The sequence below is a fragment of the Companilactobacillus furfuricola genome (genome assembly GCF_003946325.1).
Lineage (GTDB): Bacteria > Bacillota > Bacilli > Lactobacillales > Lactobacillaceae > Companilactobacillus > Companilactobacillus furfuricola.
This window is the reverse complement of the sequence record NZ_RHNT01000006.1, coordinates 49,748-69,897: the sequence shown is the minus strand read 5'-3', so window position 1 is coordinate 69,897 and position 20,150 is coordinate 49,748. Positions and strand designations below refer to the sequence as shown.

General features: G+C 38.7%; 13 protein-coding genes and 1 pseudogene. 10 read left to right on the top strand and 4 right to left on the bottom strand.

Features of this window, described 5'->3' with window-relative positions:
• Nucleotides 1-330: 330 nt before the first annotated feature.
• The 6 genes and pseudogenes from EKM78_RS03465 (at nucleotide 331) to EKM78_RS03440 (ending at nucleotide 10,431) form a co-directional block, all read left to right on the top strand.
• Nucleotides 331-2,049 carry a phospho-sugar mutase gene (locus EKM78_RS03465; RefSeq protein WP_125769396.1) on the top strand — a complete coding sequence of 573 codons (1,719 nt, stop codon included), beginning with the start codon at nucleotides 331-333 and terminating at the stop codon, nucleotides 2,047-2,049.
• A 123-nt stretch (nucleotides 2,050-2,172) separates the two neighbouring features.
• Nucleotides 2,173-3,465, top strand: a pseudogene (locus tag EKM78_RS03460) (alkaline phosphatase family protein).
• Nucleotides 3,466-3,476: 11 nt separating this feature from the next.
• The gene (locus EKM78_RS03455) at nucleotides 3,477-4,724 is read left to right on the top strand and encodes an MFS transporter (protein ID WP_125769393.1); all 1,248 of its coding nucleotides are present in this window, start codon (nucleotides 3,477-3,479) and stop codon (nucleotides 4,722-4,724) included.
• Between the two features lie 113 nt (nucleotides 4,725-4,837).
• Entirely contained in the window at nucleotides 4,838-6,850 is a 2,013-nt protein-coding gene (uvrB, locus tag EKM78_RS03450; RefSeq protein ID WP_125769390.1) for an excinuclease ABC subunit UvrB, read from the top strand.
• Between the two features lie 2 nt (nucleotides 6,851-6,852).
• Complete coding sequence (gene uvrA, locus EKM78_RS03445; RefSeq protein WP_125769387.1) at nucleotides 6,853-9,717, top strand: excinuclease ABC subunit UvrA; 2,865 nt, start codon at nucleotides 6,853-6,855, stop codon at nucleotides 9,715-9,717.
• A gap of 123 nt (nucleotides 9,718-9,840) precedes the next feature.
• The gene (locus tag EKM78_RS03440; protein WP_125769384.1) at nucleotides 9,841-10,431 is read left to right on the top strand and encodes a hypothetical protein; all 591 of its coding nucleotides are present in this window, start codon (nucleotides 9,841-9,843) and stop codon (nucleotides 10,429-10,431) included.
• Nucleotides 10,432-10,515: 84 nt separating this feature from the next.
• On the opposite strand, the gene EKM78_RS03435 is transcribed toward EKM78_RS03440, so the two are convergent.
• Entirely contained in the window at nucleotides 10,516-12,492 is a 1,977-nt protein-coding gene (locus tag EKM78_RS03435) for a cation:proton antiporter (protein WP_125769381.1), read from the bottom strand.
• 281 nt (nucleotides 12,493-12,773) lie between these two features.
• On the opposite strand from EKM78_RS03435, the gene rapZ reads away from it, so the two are divergent.
• From rapZ to whiA, 3 genes are read left to right on the top strand one after another with little or no spacing between them, the layout of a single operon-like run.
• Entirely contained in the window at nucleotides 12,774-13,688 is a 915-nt protein-coding gene (gene rapZ / locus EKM78_RS03430; RefSeq protein WP_125769378.1) for an RNase adapter RapZ, read from the top strand.
• The gene (locus EKM78_RS03425) at nucleotides 13,669-14,706 is read left to right on the top strand and encodes a gluconeogenesis factor YvcK family protein (protein WP_425453524.1); all 1,038 of its coding nucleotides are present in this window, start codon (nucleotides 13,669-13,671) and stop codon (nucleotides 14,704-14,706) included. The genes rapZ and EKM78_RS03425 overlap by 20 nt, the downstream gene beginning before the upstream one ends.
• Before the next feature lie 2 nt (nucleotides 14,707-14,708).
• Nucleotides 14,709-15,644: a DNA-binding protein WhiA gene (gene whiA, locus EKM78_RS03420; RefSeq protein ID WP_125769372.1), complete on the top strand. Its 936-nt coding sequence runs from the start codon at nucleotides 14,709-14,711 to the stop codon at nucleotides 15,642-15,644.
• 231 nt (nucleotides 15,645-15,875) lie between these two features.
• Here the strand turns inward: whiA and EKM78_RS03415 are convergent, their stop codons facing one another.
• The 3 genes from EKM78_RS03415 to EKM78_RS03405 all read right to left on the bottom strand — a co-directional run bounded on the left by EKM78_RS03415 (nucleotide 15,876) and on the right by EKM78_RS03405 (nucleotide 18,624).
• Nucleotides 15,876-17,273: a DHA2 family efflux MFS transporter permease subunit gene (locus tag EKM78_RS03415; RefSeq protein ID WP_125769369.1), complete on the bottom strand. Its 1,398-nt coding sequence runs from the start codon at nucleotides 17,271-17,273 to the stop codon at nucleotides 15,876-15,878.
• 206 nt (nucleotides 17,274-17,479) lie between these two features.
• Nucleotides 17,480-18,070: an ATP-dependent Clp endopeptidase proteolytic subunit ClpP gene (gene clpP, locus EKM78_RS03410; RefSeq protein ID WP_125769366.1), complete on the bottom strand. Its 591-nt coding sequence runs from the start codon at nucleotides 18,068-18,070 to the stop codon at nucleotides 17,480-17,482.
• Between the two features lie 125 nt (nucleotides 18,071-18,195).
• Nucleotides 18,196-18,624, bottom strand: a complete 429-nt coding sequence (locus tag EKM78_RS03405) for a MarR family winged helix-turn-helix transcriptional regulator (protein WP_125769363.1) — start codon at nucleotides 18,622-18,624, stop codon at nucleotides 18,196-18,198.
• 89 nt (nucleotides 18,625-18,713) lie between these two features.
• Between EKM78_RS03405 and EKM78_RS03400 the strand changes: the two genes are divergently transcribed.
• Nucleotides 18,714-20,087 carry an MDR family MFS transporter gene (locus EKM78_RS03400; protein WP_125769360.1) on the top strand — a complete coding sequence of 458 codons (1,374 nt, stop codon included), beginning with the start codon at nucleotides 18,714-18,716 and terminating at the stop codon, nucleotides 20,085-20,087.
• Nucleotides 20,088-20,150: the final 63 nt, after the last annotated feature.

Genomic DNA, 20,150 nt, shown 5'->3' with positions numbered 1-20,150 from the left:
GAGGATTTTTGTTTACTCAAAACTTTTAAAGTTACTTTTAAGGCTAGTCAAATATGATTTAGGTAACAAATGGCCGGTAATTTTGCCGTTAATATGGCAGTTAGAATTATGCGTAAGGAAATCTATCAAAGAGCGTTCAAAATTTTAAAATCAACTTGAGAAGATGCTGACAAAGAAAGATCAGAATAGATCCAACCATCATCCCAAAGGTTTACTAAAATAAAGTAAAATATTAATAATTTTTACTAATAATTTACGTAACCCCCTATAAATACTAACAAAAATTGCTATAATAATATGTAAGGACTTTCAAAACTAGGAGGACATATAATGTCTTGGCAAACAAATATGCAAACATGGCTTGATAATACTGAACTTGAGCCAGAATTAAAGCAACAATTAAATGAACTAAAAGATGACAATGACAAAGCTGAAGAAGCTTTTTATGCTCCAATGGAATTTGGAACTGCCGGTATGCGTGGTGTTCTTGGACCTGGTATCAACCGGATGAATATTTATACGGTCAGACAGGCAGCTGAAGGCTTAGCTTTATTTATGGATACCTTGGACGATGAAACGAAGGGCCGTGGAGTAGCTATCAGTTTCGACTCGCGTTATCACTCACAAGATTTTGCGATCGAATCAGCGAAAGTTTTAGGAGCTCACGGGATCAAGAGTTATGTATTCGATAGTCTTCGTCCCACTCCCGAGCTTTCATTTGCTGTCAGAACGCTGAATGCTTATGCTGGTATCATGATCACAGCTAGTCACAATCCTAAGCAATACAATGGATTTAAGATTTACGGTCCTGATGGTGGACAAATGCCTCCTAAAGAATCAGATAAGATCACTGAATACGTACGTAAAGCTGATGATCTTTTTGCTATCAAGGTCAAAACGGTCTATCAACTCCGCGAAGAGAAATTAATGCAATTGATCGGTGAGGATGTTGATCAACAATATTTGGCTAAGCTTGATACGGTAGTAGTTAATCACGAACTGATCGAAAAAGTTGGTCACAAGATGAAATTTGTTTATTCACCATTACACGGAACAGGTAAGATGATCGCACCGAAGATTTTTCAAGACTTAGGTTTTGAAAATTTCAATATGGTCAAAGAGCAAGCCATCCTAGACCCTGAATTCGCAACCACGCCTTTCCCAAATCCTGAATTTGCTCAAACTTTTGACCTAGCCATTTCCCTTGGTCAAAAGATCGAAGCTAATATTTTGATCGCTACCGATCCAGATGCTGACAGATTGGGTGCCGCTGTTCGCCAACCTGATGGTTCATACAAGTTGATGACTGGTAACCAAATTGCTTCAGTCTTATTGAACTACTTATTACAAGCCAAAAAAGAAACGAATGCTTTGCCAACTAATGGTGCCGTTGTTAAGTCGATCGTTTCAACAGAATTGGCCACAGCAATTGCTAATAAATATGGCGTTAAGATGTACAATGTTTTGACAGGATTCAAGTACATTGCTGAAAAGATCCAAAATTTCCAAGATAATAAAGACCATGAATTCCTCTTTGGTTTTGAAGAAAGTTATGGTTACTTAGTCAAGCCTTTCGTTCGTGATAAGGATGCCATGCAATCAACTATTTTATTAGCTGAGGCAGCAGCTTATTATGAATCAAAAGGAAAGACGATCTACGACGCTTTGGAAGATCTTTACCAAGAATTCGGTTACTATCGTGAAAAGACTATTTCTAAGACTTTTGATGGTGTTTCTGGTAAAGAACGGATGGCATCGATCATGAAAGGCTTCCGTGAAGATGGATTTACTGAAATCAACGGGGTCAAAGTAGTTGAAACTTTAGATTACTTAAATAAAACAGATAATAAAAATGGTCAAGTTTCCGAAACTGGTTTGCCAAAGGCCGATGCCTTGAAATTTATTTTGGAAGACGGCACTTGGGTTGCTGTTAGACCTTCCGGAACTGAGCCCAAGATGAAATTTTACATTGGCATCACAAGTGATACCGATGAAAATGCAGCTGAAAAATTAGCTAGCTTTGCTAAAGTTGTTGATGGATGGGAATAATTAATATGTAGATGTGAATATTTTTCACATCTATTTTTTTATGTTTTTTAAGGTGTGTGACAACCTTTGTAACGTTGCGATATAATATTTTGTATCGAAGTGTGATCAAAGGGGATTTTTATTTTGTCATCAAATCAACATTTATTAGTAATGTCGTTAGATTCATTAGGGTATCGAGACATCCGTGAGCATCAACAAGAGTTGCCAACTCTGAATAAATTGGTTAATGGTGGGACTTGGGTCAAATCAGTTACGGGGATCTATCCCACGCTGACTTATCCATCTCATACATCGATCATCACTGGTCAATATCCGAAAGACCATGGGATCGTTAATAATACCAAGATTCAACCTGAACGTCGGTCGCCAGATTGGTACTGGTATCAAAAAGACGTCCATTCGACAACAGTATATGATCTCGCTCGTCAAGCAGGGATGAAGACGGCTGCTTTTTTATGGCCAGTTACTGCTGGTAGCAAGATCAACTACAATCTAGCCGAGATTTTTCCTAATCGGATCTGGACTAATCAAGTCCTAGTTTCGCTCAAAGCTAGTTCGCCCATCTTTTTACTCGAAATGGATCACAAATACGGCAAACTGCGCAATGGCATTAAACAACCACAACTCGATGATTTTATTACAGCATGTGCAGTCGATACGATCGAAAATAAACAACCTGATCTGACCTTGATCCATTTAGTGGATATGGATAGCATGCGTCATCGTTACGGAGTTAGATCAATAGAAGCTATGGAAGCTTTACGCCGACTTGATAAACGTGTTGAACAATTGATACAAGCAACTAAAAATGCCGGCACCTTCGATAAAACTAACTTCGTCGTCTTAGGCGATCATTATCAGATCAACGTTACGAAGATGATCCACTTAAACACGCTTTTTGCGCAAAAGGGATGGCTCAAGGCAAAAGCTGATCAAACTTTTAGTAAAGATTGGCAAGCAATGGCCAAAACTTGTGATGGTTCGACATACATCTATACACAAAATTTTGAGCAGATCGAACAATTAAAATAGCTCATCCAAAACGTTGAGGGAGTCGAGAAAGTATACACTCAACAAGAAGCCAAATCTCTGGGAGCTGATCCAAAGTGCAGTTTGATGGTGGAAGGAAAAGCTGGCTATTATTTTACCGATGAAAGCGATCGTCCGACGGTTGTCGAGCGGGTCGATCCCAAAACACTCGGAAAGCCTGGCCGTTATCATGGTGTCCACGGCTATGATCCTAAGAAAACGGACTATCAAACTACCTTGATTTTTAACGGACCAGCTATTAAAGAAGGAACGACCGTTGATAAAGCTAACTTGGTCGATGAAGCACCAACGTTTGCTAAACTTCTCGGTTTAAAATTTGAAAGTGAAATTGCAGGTCAATGCATTGATGAGGTCTTCAAAGAATAAGGGGTGTCAATTTGAAAATCAATAAGAAACAATGGAGTTGGATCCTCTATGACTGGGCCAATTCTGGTTATGGGATCATCGTTACGACTGCAGTTTTACCAGTCTACTTTAAGTCAATTGCACAGGCTGATGGTGTTGCGTCAGCCAGTGCTACGGCATATTGGGGATATGCCAATAGTTTTGGGACATTATTAGTCTCGATCTTAGCACCATTTTTAGGAGCTTTACCTGATTATCCTAATTTTAAGAAACGTTTGCTGAATGGCTTTTGTTGGTTAGGAATGGTCATGACCGTAGGTTTAGCATTGATGCCAACTAGTCAGTGGCAGTGGTTGTTAGGGCTCTACATAATTTCCTCGATCGGCTATTCGGCTAGTAATTTGTTTTACGATAGTTTTTTGATGGATGTTGCCGATAATCAGCAGATGAATAAGATCTCCACCCATGGATATGCTTATGGTTATCTTGGTGGAGTGGCCGTTTTCATCATATTCTTAGCTCTATATTTAACTAATGGATTTGGAGCTATGACGGGTTATCAAGTTTCTCGCTTATCATTTTTGATCGCAGCCGTTTGGTGGTTTGTTTTCTACTTGCCACTGCAAAAGAATGTTCATCAAGTATATTCGGTGCCTTCAACTTCGGCACCATTATTAGGCAGTTTTAAGCGGGTATTTAAAACAATCAAACACATTGCACAGTATAAAGAAGTTGCCTGGTTTTTAGTGGCATATTTCTTCTATATTGATGGTGTCGATACTATCTTTACAATGGCAACAGTGATCGGGATGGATATCGGTGTGAAAACTAGTATTTTGATGATCATTTTATTAGTAGTTCAATTGGTGGCCTTTCCATTTTCGATGGTATTTGGATGGATCGCCGATAAAGCCGGGACTCGTGCCGGTATTTTGCTAGGTATCTTTGTCTATTTGGTAATTTGCTTGTATGCGTTGAATTTGCGCACGACAGCTGATTTCTGGATCTTAGCCATCATGGTCGGAACAGTTCAAGGGGGACTACAAGCATTGAGTAGGTCTTATTTTGGCAAGATCATTCCCAAAGAGTCTGGTAGTGAATTTTTCGGATTCTACAATATTCTTGGTAAATTCTCAGCCGTTATGGGACCCGCATTAGTCGGTATCGTGACTCAGCTAACTGGGAAATCCACCATTGGTGCTGGTTCTTTAAGTGTGCTGTTCCTAATCGGCTTGATTATTTTTGCCATGTTACCTCGATTATCTAAAACAGTTAAATAAATAGCGAAAGTATGTTCGATATGTTAATATGTAATCGATATATATTTTCTAACGCAAATTACATCTAATTCAGTTTGAGTTAGATGTATTTTTTGTCTTTGGGAGGTTTCAATTTGATAGATAGAGTGGATGATAATAAATTTGATCTGGTCTCGAAATATTCGCCAGCCGGTGACCAACAACAAGCTATTGATAAGTTAACTAAGGGCTTTGAAAATGGCGAAAAGGAAATGGTCCTGGAAGGTGCCACTGGTACTGGTAAGACATTTACGATGGCCAACGTAATCAAGAATTTGAACAAGCCAACTCTCATCATTTCTCATAACAAGACTTTAGCTGGTCAACTTTATGGAGAAATGAAAGAATTTTTTCCACATAATGCTGTGGAATACTTCGTTAGTTACTACGACTACTACCAACCTGAAGCATACGTACCATCAAGCGATACCTACATTGAAAAGGATTCTAGTATCAATGATGAGATCGATAAATTACGTCATTCTGCAACTAGTTCTTTGTTAGAGCGAAATGATGTTATCGTAGTTGCTTCGGTTTCTTGTATTTTTGGATTAGGTGATCCTCGAGAATATTCAGATAGTATTATTTCTTTACGGACAGGTCAGGAGATTTCTAGAAATCAATTACTTGAAGAATTGGTTGAGAATCAATTTGAGCGTAATGATATTGATTTTCAACGTGGACGTTTCCGTGTCCGTGGTGATGTTGTTGATATTTTCCCTGCTTCCAGGGATGATAATGCTATTCGAGTAGAGTTTTTCGGTGACGAGATCGATCGGATCATTGAGATGAATGCTTTGACTGGTGAGATCATCGGTTCGATGGACCACATCGGTATCTTTCCAGCAACTCACTTTATGATCAGCGATGCCAAGATGGAACAAGCCTTAGATCGGATCCAAAATGAATTGGATGTCCAAGTTAAGAAGTTCGAGGGCGAAGGTAAATTACTGGAAGCTCAACGTATCAAACAAAGAACGGAATATGATATTGAGATGATGCGTGAAATGGGCTACACATCAGGGATCGAGAATTATTCGCGACACATGGAAGGCCGTGCTGAAGGTGAACTACCATTCACACTGTTAGATTTCTTCCCTAAAGATTTCAATATTATGATCGATGAGTCACACGTTACTATGCCTCAAATTCGTGGGATGTATAATGGTGACCGTGCTAGAAAGCAAATGTTAGTCAACTACGGATTCAGATTACCTAGTGCACTTGACAACCGTCCTTTGCGATTAGAAGAATTTGAAAAACATGTTAATCGGATCATGTATGTTTCTGCTACACCTGGTCCTTATGAATTAGAACGGACGAATGACGTTGTTAAACAGATAATTCGGCCGACCGGCTTGTTAGATCCGGAAATTGAAGTACGGCCTATCATGGGACAGATCGATGATCTAGTTGCCGAGATCAATGATCGAGTCGAGAAGCACGAGCGGGTCTTTGTCACGACTTTGACTAAGAAAATGGCTGAAGATCTAACGGATTACTTCAAGGATCTTGGGATTAAAGTCCGGTATTTGCACAGTGATATTAAAACGATCGAGCGCTCGCAGATCATCCGTGATCTCCGTTTAGGGAAATTCGATGTTTTGATCGGGATCAATTTACTTCGTGAAGGGATCGATGTTCCTGAAGTTTCGTTGATCGCGATCTTGGATGCTGACAAGGAAGGCTTTTTAAGAGCTGAACTATCATTGGTTCAGATCATTGGTCGTGCATCTAGAAACGAACATGGTAAAGTTATCATGTATGCGGATAGTGTGACTGAGTCGATGAAGGCAGCTATCGATAAGACTGCTCATCGTCGTGAGATCCAAATGGCTTTCAACAAGGAACACAATATTACTCCTAAGACTATCGTTAAGCCGATCAGGGATGCTATCTCAATGTTCCACAAAGTTGATAATTCTGAATCTGAGAAGGAACAGATCACTGAAGAGAATTTAGACTTTGAAAATATGACGAAGAAGCAAAAGAACGAATTGATCAGTAATTTGACTGATCAAATGGAATCAGCAGCGAAGAAGCTTGATTTCGAAGGGGCTGCCAATCTTCGTGATACAATTCTAGAATTAAAGGCGGAAATGGATTAAGTATGCTGAATGATAAAATAATAATTCATGGGGCACGTGCTCATAATTTAAAGAATGTTAATGTAACGATTCCTCGGGATAAATTAGTAGTTATGACTGGTTTATCTGGATCTGGGAAAAGTTCATTAGCTTTTGATACTTTATATGCTGAAGGACAAAGACGTTATGTCGAGAGTCTTTCGTCATATGCTAGACAATTTTTAGGACAAATGGATAAACCTGATGTCGATTCGATCGATGGTTTGAGCCCAGCAATTTCGATCGATCAGAAAACAACTTCAAAGAATCCACGATCAACTGTGGGTACGGTAACTGAGATCAACGATTATTTGCGATTGCTTTGGGCCAGAGTAGGGACGCCAATTTGTCCTAATGACGGAACAGTCATTACTAGTCAGTCGGCGCAACAAATGGTTGATGCTATTTTGAAACTTGATGAAGGAACTAAACTGCAAGTCTTATCACCAGTTATTCGTTCTAAAAAAGGCCAACACAAGAAAGCTCTCACACAAATTCAAAAGCAAGGTTATGTCAGAGTACGAGTTGATGGCGAGCTCCATGATATTAGTGAAGATATTGAGTTAGATAAGAACAAGAAACACGATATTGATGTTGTAGTTGACCGGATCGTAATTAACGACCACATCAAATCTCGATTGACTGATTCAGTTGAAGCAGCACTGCGCCTGTCTGATGGATATATGAATGTAGATGTAATTGGTCAAGATATGATGGTCTTTTCCGAAAAAAATGCTTGTCCAATTTGTGGATTCACAGTTGGTGAACTGGAGCCAAGACTATTTTCTTTCAATGCGCCATTTGGTGCTTGTGATGTTTGTGACGGTCTAGGGATGAAGCTAGAAGTTGATGAAGATTTAGTTATCCCTGATCGTAGTAAGAGTTTAGCTGATGGGGCTATTGCACCTTGGAATCCTATTAGTTCGCAATACTATCCTCAAATGTTGGCTCAAGCTGCCAAAGAATTTAAAATCAACATGGATACGCCATTCAATAAGCTTTCTAAGCGTGAACAAGATTTGATTTTGAATGGGTCAAATGGCAAGATGTTCCACTTCCATTATGAAAATGATTTTGGTAGTGTTCGTGACGTTGATGTGCCATTTGAAGGAGTTATCCCAAACGTTAACCGTCGTTATCATGAAACTAGCAGTGACTTTACACGTGAAGTTATGCGTAAGTATATGACTGAATTAACTTGTCCAGCTTGTCACGGTAAACGATTGAATCGGAAGGCTTTGGCTGTAAAGATCTCTGGAAAAGATATTGCTGAAGCTTCTGATCTATCGATCAAGGATTCATTACCATTTTTCAAGGCAGTTAAGTTAGGCGAACAAAATACCGTCATCGCTAAACCGATTTTAAAAGAAGTTAGAGATCGTCTGGCTTTTTTGATCAACGTTGGTTTGGATTATTTGACATTATCTCGTTCAGCCGGAACTTTGTCCGGTGGAGAAGCTCAACGGATTAGATTAGCAACGCAGATCGGCTCTAATTTATCTGGTGTTATGTACATTTTGGATGAGCCTTCGATCGGATTACATCAACGGGATAATGATCGTCTGATCAGTTCTTTGAAGAAGATGCGTGATTTAGGTAATACTTTGATCGTGGTCGAGCATGATGAAGATACGATGAGAGCCGCTGATTATTTGATCGATGTTGGACCAGGTGCGGGTGAAAATGGTGGACGTATCGTTGCGACTGGAACGCCAGAAGAAGTTGAAAAGAACCCTAAGTCATTAACGGGACAATATTTATCAGGTAAGAAATTTGTTCCAGTTCCTTTGAACCGTCGTAAAGGTAATGGTGAATTTGTCGAAATCAAAGGTGCCAGTGAAAATAACTTAAAGAATTTGAATGTTAAGTTCCCATTAGGTAAATTCACTCTAGTTACCGGAGTTTCTGGATCAGGGAAGTCAACTTTAGTTAACATGATCTTGAAACGGGCTTTAGCACAGAAGATGAATCACAATTCTCAAAAGCCCGGGAAGTACAAGAGTATCAAGGGTTATGAGAATCTCGATAAGATGATCGCCATTGATCAAAGTCCGATCGGTCGAACGCCAAGAAGTAATCCGGCTACATATACCGGAGTCTTTGATGATATTCGGGACTTATTCTCACAAACTAATGAAGCCAAATTGCGTGGATATAAGAAGGGAAGATTCTCCTTCAATATCAAAGGTGGACGTTGTGAAAATTGTCGTGGCGATGGGATCATTAAGATCGAAATGAACTTTTTGCCTGATGTTTATGTTCCATGCGAAGTTTGTCATGGGACTCGCTATAATTCGGAAACACTTGAAGTTACATACAAGGGCAAGAACATCGCCGAAGTTCTTGATATGAAAGTTTCAGAAGCTTTGGACTTTTTCAGCAATATCCCTCGGATCAAACGGAAATTACAGACTATTGTCGATGTTGGTTTGGGATATGTTTCATTAGGACAATCCGCCACACAATTATCTGGTGGTGAAGCTCAAAGAATGAAACTAGCTTCTGAATTGTACAAACGGTCTAATGGTAAGAACTTCTACATTTTAGATGAACCTACGACTGGACTGCATACTGATGATATCAAACGTTTGCTAGATGTTTTACAACGGTTAGTTGATGAAGGTAACACCGTTTTAGTAATCGAACATAACCTCGATGTGATCAAGAATGCTGACTGGATCATTGATCTTGGCCCTGATGGTGGTGAAGGTGGTGGCCAAATCGTTGCCACAGGAACCCCTGAAAAAGTTGCCCAAGTCAAAGAAAGCTATACCGGACAGTATTTAGCTCCAATTTTGAAGCGAGATACTCAAAGAACTAAAGATGCACTGAAAAATGAAACAAAATAGTGTCACAAGGGAATGAGTTGATTTCTAGTCTTAATTAAAAAAGTCACATGGGCTTTTTTAATTTAAATTTTTTTTGATCATGATGACTAATTTGTGCAATCATAATCTTGGGAGGGAATTAACATGAAATTTTTCAATCCAGGATTAATTGCTGCACTAATAATATCTCTTTTAACTGGGGCAGTGACAGACACGCAAGTTTTCGCTGCAACGGGAAACGATAAAACAATTGCAACAAATAGTAATCAAAATGGAGTTAAAACAATCACGCCAGTAGAAAATACTGCCGTTGAGGTAACTTCGAATAGCGCCAAGCTTTATAGTAAAATTGGGTCACTCAGTTCTAGAGAATTAAGTCAAGGCAGTGATTGGAAAGTTGGCTCTGAATTATTCAGAAATGATGGTTCAACTTATTTCCAAGTATCCACTGACGAATTTTTACCTGCTGATGCTGGATATTTGTATGGAACCTTCAATGGGGTTGCTAAAATAGCTACTAGAACACCGGCACCATTGTATAACCACAATTTAAAGAAAATATCTGGTCGCAGTCTAGCACCTAATTCTAGCTGGCAAACAGATCGTACGATCAATGTCTATCCTGCGGATAATACCAAAGCAATAGTTCATTACTATCGTGTTTCGACCGATGAGTGGGTCAGCTCTGACGATATTGATCCAATTGTCTATACAAATTCAGTTACATCCTATTAAAAAAGTCCTTCTCAGAATTCTGAAAAGGACTTTTTGTATGTAACAATAAATTTCAAACTAATCTTCTGATCCAACAGATTGGACTTAAACTAATTGATCTGTCGATATTTGTTCGTATAAAGCATTACTTAAAGCATTACTGTAAATTTTTTTGTTAGATTGCAATTGAATAAAATTATATTCTTGTTGAAATGCTTGGATCAATAATTCATTTTGTTCTTCAACGTATTTATTGTTCCCAGTCAAACGTCGATGTCTCTCATCGTAAGCACGACTGACAACGCTGACTTCAGCAGCATTGGGACCATTGCTTGCTTGATTCAAAAACTGAGTAATTTTAAGGTGAAGCTGCTGTTCAAAAGTAGAAAACTTTAACCAAAATTGAGAACGCTGAGTCATGATTTCTTCAGATGAGAGTTTGGCGATTTGAGCCTTTTGTTCCAGACGGTTTTCACGCGCACGCTTACTCAGTGAAAAATGACTGATCAACTGGAATTTGATGAACCACCAAATTCTTTTTCTTACATGCTGCTGATTTAGAAAGATTGTCTTTTGAGTTATTCTCATATAGAAATCAGCTGTTCTTTGATCGATTTGATTCTCATCTACTAATTCTTGAATAAAGTCAGCCTCTATATCAAAGCAACGGTTGAATATTTCATTTAATTGACCGTGGTCGACCTGTGTTTGGACTACTCGTTGGCCATCCAAAATACTTATTACCTGGCCGACAGCTGGAGAGTCGGGATGTTTAGCCGTTAAATTATTGATGGAATCAGTGACCATTTCACTTTTAGCTTTGGCCAATTCAGTCTGCGAATAGTGATCGATTTTTTTCGGTAGCATCTGCGGTAATATCAGCGTCGGGATAATCAAGCTCGTAAGTATTACAACAGTGGCAATGAAAATTATATCCGTACGGTAAGTGAAGGGACGACTGCTTAATGTTAACGGCAACGAGAAAGCTAATGATAATGTGATAGTTCCATGTACACCACTGAGAGCTGCAACCAAACTATTCATTTTTCTGTCGTGATCGTTGGTTGATTCGATCCTAGCAAAACCTGATTGAATCCAAAGAAAACGAATAATTGTCATAGCCAGGTAGAGAACAATCCCGATAACGACTAATGTGAAAATAGAACTAGTTCCGCGATGAGATAAATCGTGAATAACACGGGGTAATGATAAACCTAGTAAAACGAATACGATGCCATTTAAGATAGAGGCAAAGACTGACCAAGTGGTGTTCATGACTATTTGCAATCGGGAAGATGTTAACCGCAATCGTTCTTGTTGGACTCCATGTAGAAGTCCCGTCATGACAACCGCTAAAATTCCAGATACATCAACTGCTTCCGCTATCAAATAGACTACAAAAGGTGTCATCAAAGTATAAGGGACCATTACGGAAGGTGCATCCATATGATGGTTGATAAATCTAACTCTTAAGGAGATTATTAATGTTCCTAAGATGGTACCCACGATTATTCCACCGAAGAAAACATATAAGAAATCTACAACTCCTGCCCATACAGAAAACTGACCCGTAATAACTGCAGCAGTCGCTAAATTCAGTGCTACGATACCTGATGCGTCATTAAAGAGAGACTCATTTTCCAACGTAGACATTACATCTTTAGGAACCAAGACTTTGGAAGTAATCGAAGAAACAGCTACTGCATCGGTCGGAACAATTATTGCACCTAAAGCAAAGCAAAGAGCGATGCTGAATTTTGGTAAAAAGAAGTGAGTAATAGCACCAATGACAAGAATGGAGACAATTGCTAATTCGACTGCGAGCGAAAAAGTTGTACTAAAATTTCTAGTCAGGCGATTCAGACTAGTATTTTGACCATCGTTAAACATTAGCATTGAGATGATGACTAGCATGAATATCTCTGGTTCTAATTCAAAGTGTTGATATAACGGAAAAATTGCTAAGATCAATCCAGCAGCAATTTGAAGAAATGCCACTGGGACTAGTTGAAATTTATCAAAGACGGCATTAGCAACTATGACGGCGGCAATTATCAGGAGAATTGAAAAGACTGTATTCAATGTTAATTTCCTCGATGTATTAGTTTAAATTTAGTGTACCCTTATTTGAAATTAATGGAAGCATAATTTGTTGCAATCGAATTTTTACTCTGTTATTAAATTGTTCATATTATCCAGAGATGGGTCCGAATGATATTGTTTTGATAGTATGTCTTGACCGGACTCACTTGTTAAACCCATTACTTCCAACCATCCAGTTAGACAATTGCATTCCTAGCGTCATTTTAAATGACACGCCCGGATTGTTATGTTACACTTAAATCCGAATGCGAGGTGCTCTAATGGCAAAGAAGGTATTAAGTTTAGTAATTGTTACGGGAATGAGTGGTGCAGGCAAGACTGTGGCCATGCAATCCTTCGAAGATCTTGGTTATTTTTGTATTGATAATATGCCACCGAATTTGCTGCCAAAGTTTTGGGAATTAGTCCACGAATCGGGCAAAATTTCTAAAGTTGCCTTGGTAGTCGATATTCGTTCACGTGCTTTTTACGATGAGATTTTTTCAATGCTTAAAGAAATGCAAGTTGACGAACAAGGCGTTGATCAAAAAGTCGAAATGAAGATCATGTTCTTAGATGCTTCCGATGAAGAATTGGTGTCACGTTATAAAGAAACCCGTCGGAGCCATCCACTTGCCATGGAAGGTCGCCTTTTGGATGGTATTCAAAAAGAGCGCGAACTGTTGGCAGAAATGAAATCACGGGCTCAAGTTGTTATCGATACTACTGAACTGACGCCACGTCAGCTTCGCGAAGAGATTTTTGACAATTTCCAAGAAAGTTCCTCGGTTCCTACTTTTCACGTCGAGGTCATGTCATTTGGCTTTAAATATGGCTTGCCTATCGACGCAGATATTGTAATGGATGTCAGATTTTTAAGGAATCCTTATTATGTTCCGGAATTGAAACCACAAACCGGGACCGATAAGGCGGTTTATGATTATGTCATGGACAGTCCCGAAACTGAGACTTTCTATAAGAAACTATATGATTTACTCCATTACATTATTCCGGGATATGAAAAAGAAGGAAAGACAAGTTTAACTATTGCAATCGGTTGTACTGGCGGTCAACATCGTTCGGTCGCGATTGCTGAAAGATTAGGAAAAGACTTGAAGAAAGACTACTATGTCGATATCACTCACCGTGATAAAGATAAATCTCAAAAGAAGGTTATTGAAAATGGCAACCAATAGGATTGTTCGTGTTGTAAAGGGACGTCGTCCAAAAGTTGTTGTTATAGGTGGGGGAACTGGTTTACCAGTCATCTTGAACAGTTTGAGGAAAAAGGACGCAAATATTACCGCAATTGTTACGGTAGCTGATGATGGGGGATCATCTGGTATTATTCGTAACTACATCAACGTTGTTCCACCAGGGGACATTCGAAATGTTTTAGCTTCATTATCTGACTTACCAGAAGAAGAATTAGAGGTGTTCCAACATCGCTTCAAAAGTGATGACGACTTTTTCTCGGGCCACGCATTAGGAAATTTGATCATCGCAGCTTTGAGCGAGATGCGTCCTAATATTTTTGATGCTGTGCAAACTTTATCAAAGATGATGCGCATCGACGGCAACGTCTTCCCAGCTTCAACTTCGAAATTAACGCTAAACGCTGAATTCACCGATGGTTCTACATTATCCGGTGAACATGAGATCACACATTCTGGTAAGCACGTCAAACGTGTCTGGGTAACAATTTCTGATGAACCTGAAAAAGAACCAGAAACGGTCCTACCAGTGTTAGCAGCGATAATGCAAGCTGACGTAGTAGTGTTAGGTCCTGGTAGTTTATTTACGAGTATTTTACCTAACTTGATGATCAAGCAGATCGGTGAAGCCGTTAAACAGACACCGGCCGAAGTTGTTTATATTTGTAATATCATGACGCAAATTGGTGAAACTGAGAACTTCACAGATGCTGATCACGTTAAAGTATTAGATAGTCACCTTGGTGGTAATTACGTCGATACGGTCTTAGTCAACACTCGTCAAGTACCAGACAATTACGTAAATCATAAGAAGTACGATGAATACATTAATCAAGTAGAACCTGATTTTACTACTTTAAGAAAAATGGGCTGTCGCGTTATTCAAGACGATTTTTTGCTGTTGAGAGATAATGGTGCCTTTCATGACGGTGACAAAGTTGCCTCAGAAATTTTAAATTTAGCATTTCAATCAGGAAATAGAAAAAATGAGGAGAGATAGTATTGGCTTCATATGCAAGTGAGGTAAAAAAAGAACTCACTGGTTTAGAGGTCCATCCAGAGCATGCACGTGTTGAATTGTCAGCTCTGATCAGAATGAATGGTTCGTTAAGTTTACAAAATCATCATTTTGTTCTGACAACTCAAACAGAGAATCCAGCAATTGCTCGGCGTATATTCTCTTTGATCAAGCAAAATTATGGCATGGAGTCTGAACTTTTAGTTCGTAAAAAAATGAAGTTGAAGAAGAATAATCAATATCTTGTTCGACTCAAACGTGACACTAATCAAGTGTTGCAAGATTTAGGTATTTTGGATGAAACAGGTTTGTCGATCAATACTGACGTCACGCCTGACATCTTAAACGAAGACCAAAGAATGCGTTCATATTTGCGTGGGGCATTTTTGGCAACGGGCAGTGTCAATAATCCTGAAACCTCACGTTATCATTTAGAGATTTATTCATTATATGAATCTCACAACGATGATATTGCCCAAATGATGAATCATTTCGGATTGAACGCTAAGACGACTAAACGCAGAAATGGCTACATCGTCTACTTAAAAGAAGCAGAACGGATAGCCGACTTTTTGCAATTGATCGGCGCTACTAATGCTATGCTCAAATTTGAAGATATCCGGATCGTTCGTGACATGAGAAACTCGGTCAACCGGCTCGTCAACTGTGAAAATGCTAATATCAATAAGACAGTTGCTGCAGCGGAGAGACAAGTCGAAAACATCAAATATCTAAGAGACACCGTGGGCTTAGATTCATTGCCAGCTAAGCTTCAAGAAATAGCTGTCCTACGGCTGGATAACCCTGAAGTCTCCTTGAAAGAATTAGGAGAAATGGTACCTAGCGGTGCTATTTCAAAATCAGGGATCAACCACCGTATCAGAAAATTGAATAGTATCGCAGAAGAAGCAAGAGTCTAATTGGCACTTGTTTTTTTCTTCTACTTCATAATTAGGATGAAAATAACGTAAAAAAAACGAGAGACATGCACAATTGCATGCTCTCGTTTTTACTTGGAAACGAGTTCCAGACGACAGCGGCCTCCGGTTTAGCAACTGTCAGCGGCACGGCTTTGCCGCACCTTTGAGCTGCCAGTCCCTAAATCCTCAGCAACTGCGCGTCGTCTTCCACTCTCTTATTAGTTGTAAATATTATTTTGCGATCGCTTTTTTCTTGTAATCTTTAACTAATACGGCAAAGATCCAACCAACTAAAGCGATAATAAAGAAGAATCTAAATACTGCGTGATACCCGGCTAGTCCACCATTTGCAGGTAAACTTTGACGTGTATTTGAAGTGACTATGATAAAAGTAGCTAAACTTACTCCCAGTGAACCTAATAATTGACGAACGGTTGTAATAATAGCTGTTCCATGGGGGATCAAGTCTTGTGGCAATGAATTACCACCCAATGTTGTCGCTGGCATCATGACGAAGGCATTACCCCCCTCAATTAACATAGCAATAATGATCATTGGCAATAATCCCAATTTTGATTTGATGATAAAGAGTGCGAACCAACCGACGACGATCATACTCATTCCAATCAACAGAGTAGGTTTGAAGCCGATCTTATCAGCTAATTTACCAGTTAAGGGATTCAAAATACTCAATAGGATAGCTGGTGGAACTAATGCTAATCCTGAAACTAAAACTGATGTGTGTAAAATATTTTGATAATAGAGTGGGTAAATGATCGTTACAACGATCAATGAAATATAGGAAAAACCTGTTAACAAGACTGACAAGTCAAAGTTGAAATTTTTCATTACTTTAAGATCTAGTAATGGTTCGTTGACAGTCAATTCTCGGTGGATAAATAGGGCGGTCAAAATAATACTAATGCCTAAGATGATCCACAAAGTTGTATCTAATTGATGCTTTGAACCAGCTTGATTAACAACGTATAATAACCCGATCAAACCGATTAAGTAGATAATTGAAATAAAATCGAGCCGGACTTTCTTTCTTGGCATCACGTCTTTGATAAAGAATAAGCCGAGAATAAAGATCACGACCATGATGATCAAGAAGATGACGAACAATCCTTGCCAATGTAACCAATTTAATACGATACCTGAAATGATCGGACCGCTGGCTAATGCAGAACCCATGACTAATCCGGCAAAGCCCATTGTAGTTCCACGATTATCCTCAGGTGTTATTTCTAGTAAAACAGATTGGAACGAGGGGAATAGTATTCCGACTCCAATAGCTTCAAGCGCTCGACCTAACATTGCGATCGGAAAGTTTGGTGCAACAATAATAATAAGTGTTCCGACACCAAATATCCCCACGACCCCTAAAAATAATTGCTTGAATGAAATATTACTTAATAGCCAAGGACTGATCGGCATCATGATACACATGATCAACATGAATCCAGTGGTCAACCATTGGATCGTCGGTGCAGTCACTCCGAAAAACTTCATCAATGTGGGATAGGCAGTTGAAAGTGAAGATTGACTGATCGACATCGTGAAAGTTCCGGCTAATAAAGTACTGACAAAAAACTTACGATTTACAGAGTTTTCGATTGTATTATTCATATTTGCTCCCTTCGAAGTTTAGAATAGACTAAATAAAAAATTAGGTCAATTTAGATGAATTACCTTAATTATCAATAGTAAGTTCTTAATGTTGAAGTTATAACAATGGAATCGGTTTCCAAAAATATTTAAATTCATTTATCAAATTCCACTTTTTGATATAAAAAAAGAGACCCCGCAAGGAGTCTCTTTTAATACAATATTTATTATTTCTCAGCAGGTTTATTTGTCATGATACCATCGATCAAACCATAATCCTTAGTTTCTTCGGCAGTCATGTAGTTATCACGATCTGTATCCTTTTGAAGTTTCTCAAATGTTTGACCAGAGTTGTCTGCCAAAATGTGGTTCAATCTCTTTCTTGTCTTCAAGATCTCTTGAGCAGCAATTTCAATTTCTGTTTGTTGTCCTTGAGCGCCACCAAGTGGTTGGTGAATAAGAATTGTTGAGTTAGGTAGAGCAAAACGCTTGCCCTTTGTACCTGATGACAATAAGACACTTCCCATTGAAGCAGCCAAACCAGTAGCAATTGTTTGCACGTCTGATTTAACAAAATTCATAGTATCCATGATAGCTAATCCGTCGGTAACAGAACCACCGGGTGAGTTGATATACATGGAGATGTCTTTATCTGAATCTTGAGCATCGAGGAATAATAATTCAGCGATAACTGTATTTGCCATTTGGCTATTAACTTCACCAGATAACATAATGATTCTATCTTTTAATAATCTTGAATAAATATCATAGGCACGTTCGCCACGTGAACTTTGTTCAATAACTGTAGGAACTAACATAAGATGCCTCCTATTTTTAATTAGCACTCTTAAAAGCACAGTGCTAATTTAGCATATAAATGATATAGGGTCAACAATGAAGCATTATTAATTACAAAATATTCTTATAGTGGATATGTCTACTATTAATTATTGTCGATCAGTTCAGTTTGGATCTTTTTCATGGCTTGGATGATAGGTTTGATTTGCCCTGGATCGACTTTCTGGAACAATTCTTGAATTTGATTATCAGCCCGACGGTTGATTTCGGCAAGGGCTTTGTGACCCTCAGGTGTAAGTTGCAGAAATTTCACTCGAAGGTCATTTTGATCGGTCGTTTTAGAAATGAGACCCTCATTTTCGAGCTTCTTCAAGACACGACTGATGTATCCTTTATCTAGTTTCAACAAATTGAGTAGTTGGTTAGCGGTATTGATGCCACGATCGATCTCCAACATGATCCGTGATTCTAAGATAGTGAAATGAGTATGTAGATGATATTTATCGGTCAATTGAAGGATGTTTGTATAAAATCGATCAAACTCACGGACATTATAGATATCTTCTTTTTCCATTTTTACCTCCCACAGTTGACAAAAGCAACTAGTTTTAATATATTAATTCAAGTTGCTTTTGTCAACTAAATTACAAATTGGAGATCATCATGAAAAAAGGCCTGCGTTTATCACTGTTTATTGTTTTATTTGGAAGTTTCTTTGGAGTTTTAAGCTCAACGATGATGACAACGGCGCTTCCTCCGATCATGCGTGTGTTTAATATTTCTTATTCTTCTGCACAATGGCTGACTAATGGATATATGCTCGCTAATGCTTTGATGATCCCAACTAGTGCATATTTGATGAAACGTTTTTCTTTTAAAAGTCTATTTCTGGTTTTTTCAACGATCTTCTTACTTGGATCTTTAGTCGGTACAATTGCTGATCAATATTTGATCTTGATCATCGGACGAATGGTCCAAGCTATTGGTGCTGGAGTCATGATCCCGTTGGTCAACGTTACCGCAATGCGAGCTGCTGATAAAAAACATCGTGGGGCAGTTATGGGGATCATTGGTGTCGTCTTTAATTTTTCACCGATAATTGGTCCGACTGTATCAGGGTTTATTCTGGATAGCTTATCGTGGCGCTATCTTTTCAGTTTAACTATGCCATTCACACTATTGTCGATTATTTTGGCTATTTTCTTGATGCCGAAAATTGAACACCAGACCGATCTGCATTTCAACGTCAAAGGATTAATTACTGCAAGTTTTGGTTTGCTATGTCTCCTTTGGTCATTTTCGAATGTAGGTGAGTATAATTTTGTATCGTTCAATATATTAGGCCTATTAATTTTAGGACTGATCTTTGGCTTTTTATTTTTCAAAACGCAAGAGCACTCAAAAAATCCTTTTATCAACTTGGAGGTTTTTGAACATAAACAATTTAATGTCGCTAGTATATTGAATATGTTGCTAATGGTCACGATGTATGGAAACACGATTTTACTGCCGATTTTAGTTCAAAACGTTATGCATAGATCGGCTTTGATTTCTGGCTTGGTCTTACTGCCAGGAGCTATGGTGACATTTTTTATGTCGCCGATCAGTGGTCATTTATTTGATAAATATCCCGTGAAATATTTAGTTTTGACTGGTATCACCATCGATTGCATTGGTACTACGATGCAAGCTTTGATCAACAAAGACACTTCGATCTTAACGATCACTTTAGGCCAAACCGTTCGTCAATTTGGCTTAGTTTTAGTGTTGATCCCGATTCAAACCCAAGCATTATCGTATTTGCCAGCAGAAATAATTCCCGATGGAGTCGCTTTATACAACACGTTGAGACAAGTTGCTGCTTCGTTTGGAACAGCTTTATTGATCGCAGTCATCACATTGAGTAATCAGCATCAAAATACTACTACTATCTCTGGTGGGTTAGTCGGCATCAAACTGGGATTCACGACTTGTTTGATCCTACTATTGACTTGTTTTATCTTCATCAGAAAACTTTATACAACTAGAGCAATTTAAAAGGCTCCCGTCATTAGGCGGGGGCCTTTGTTTATAGGTGCGTCTGGCGACAGAGTCTTCCGG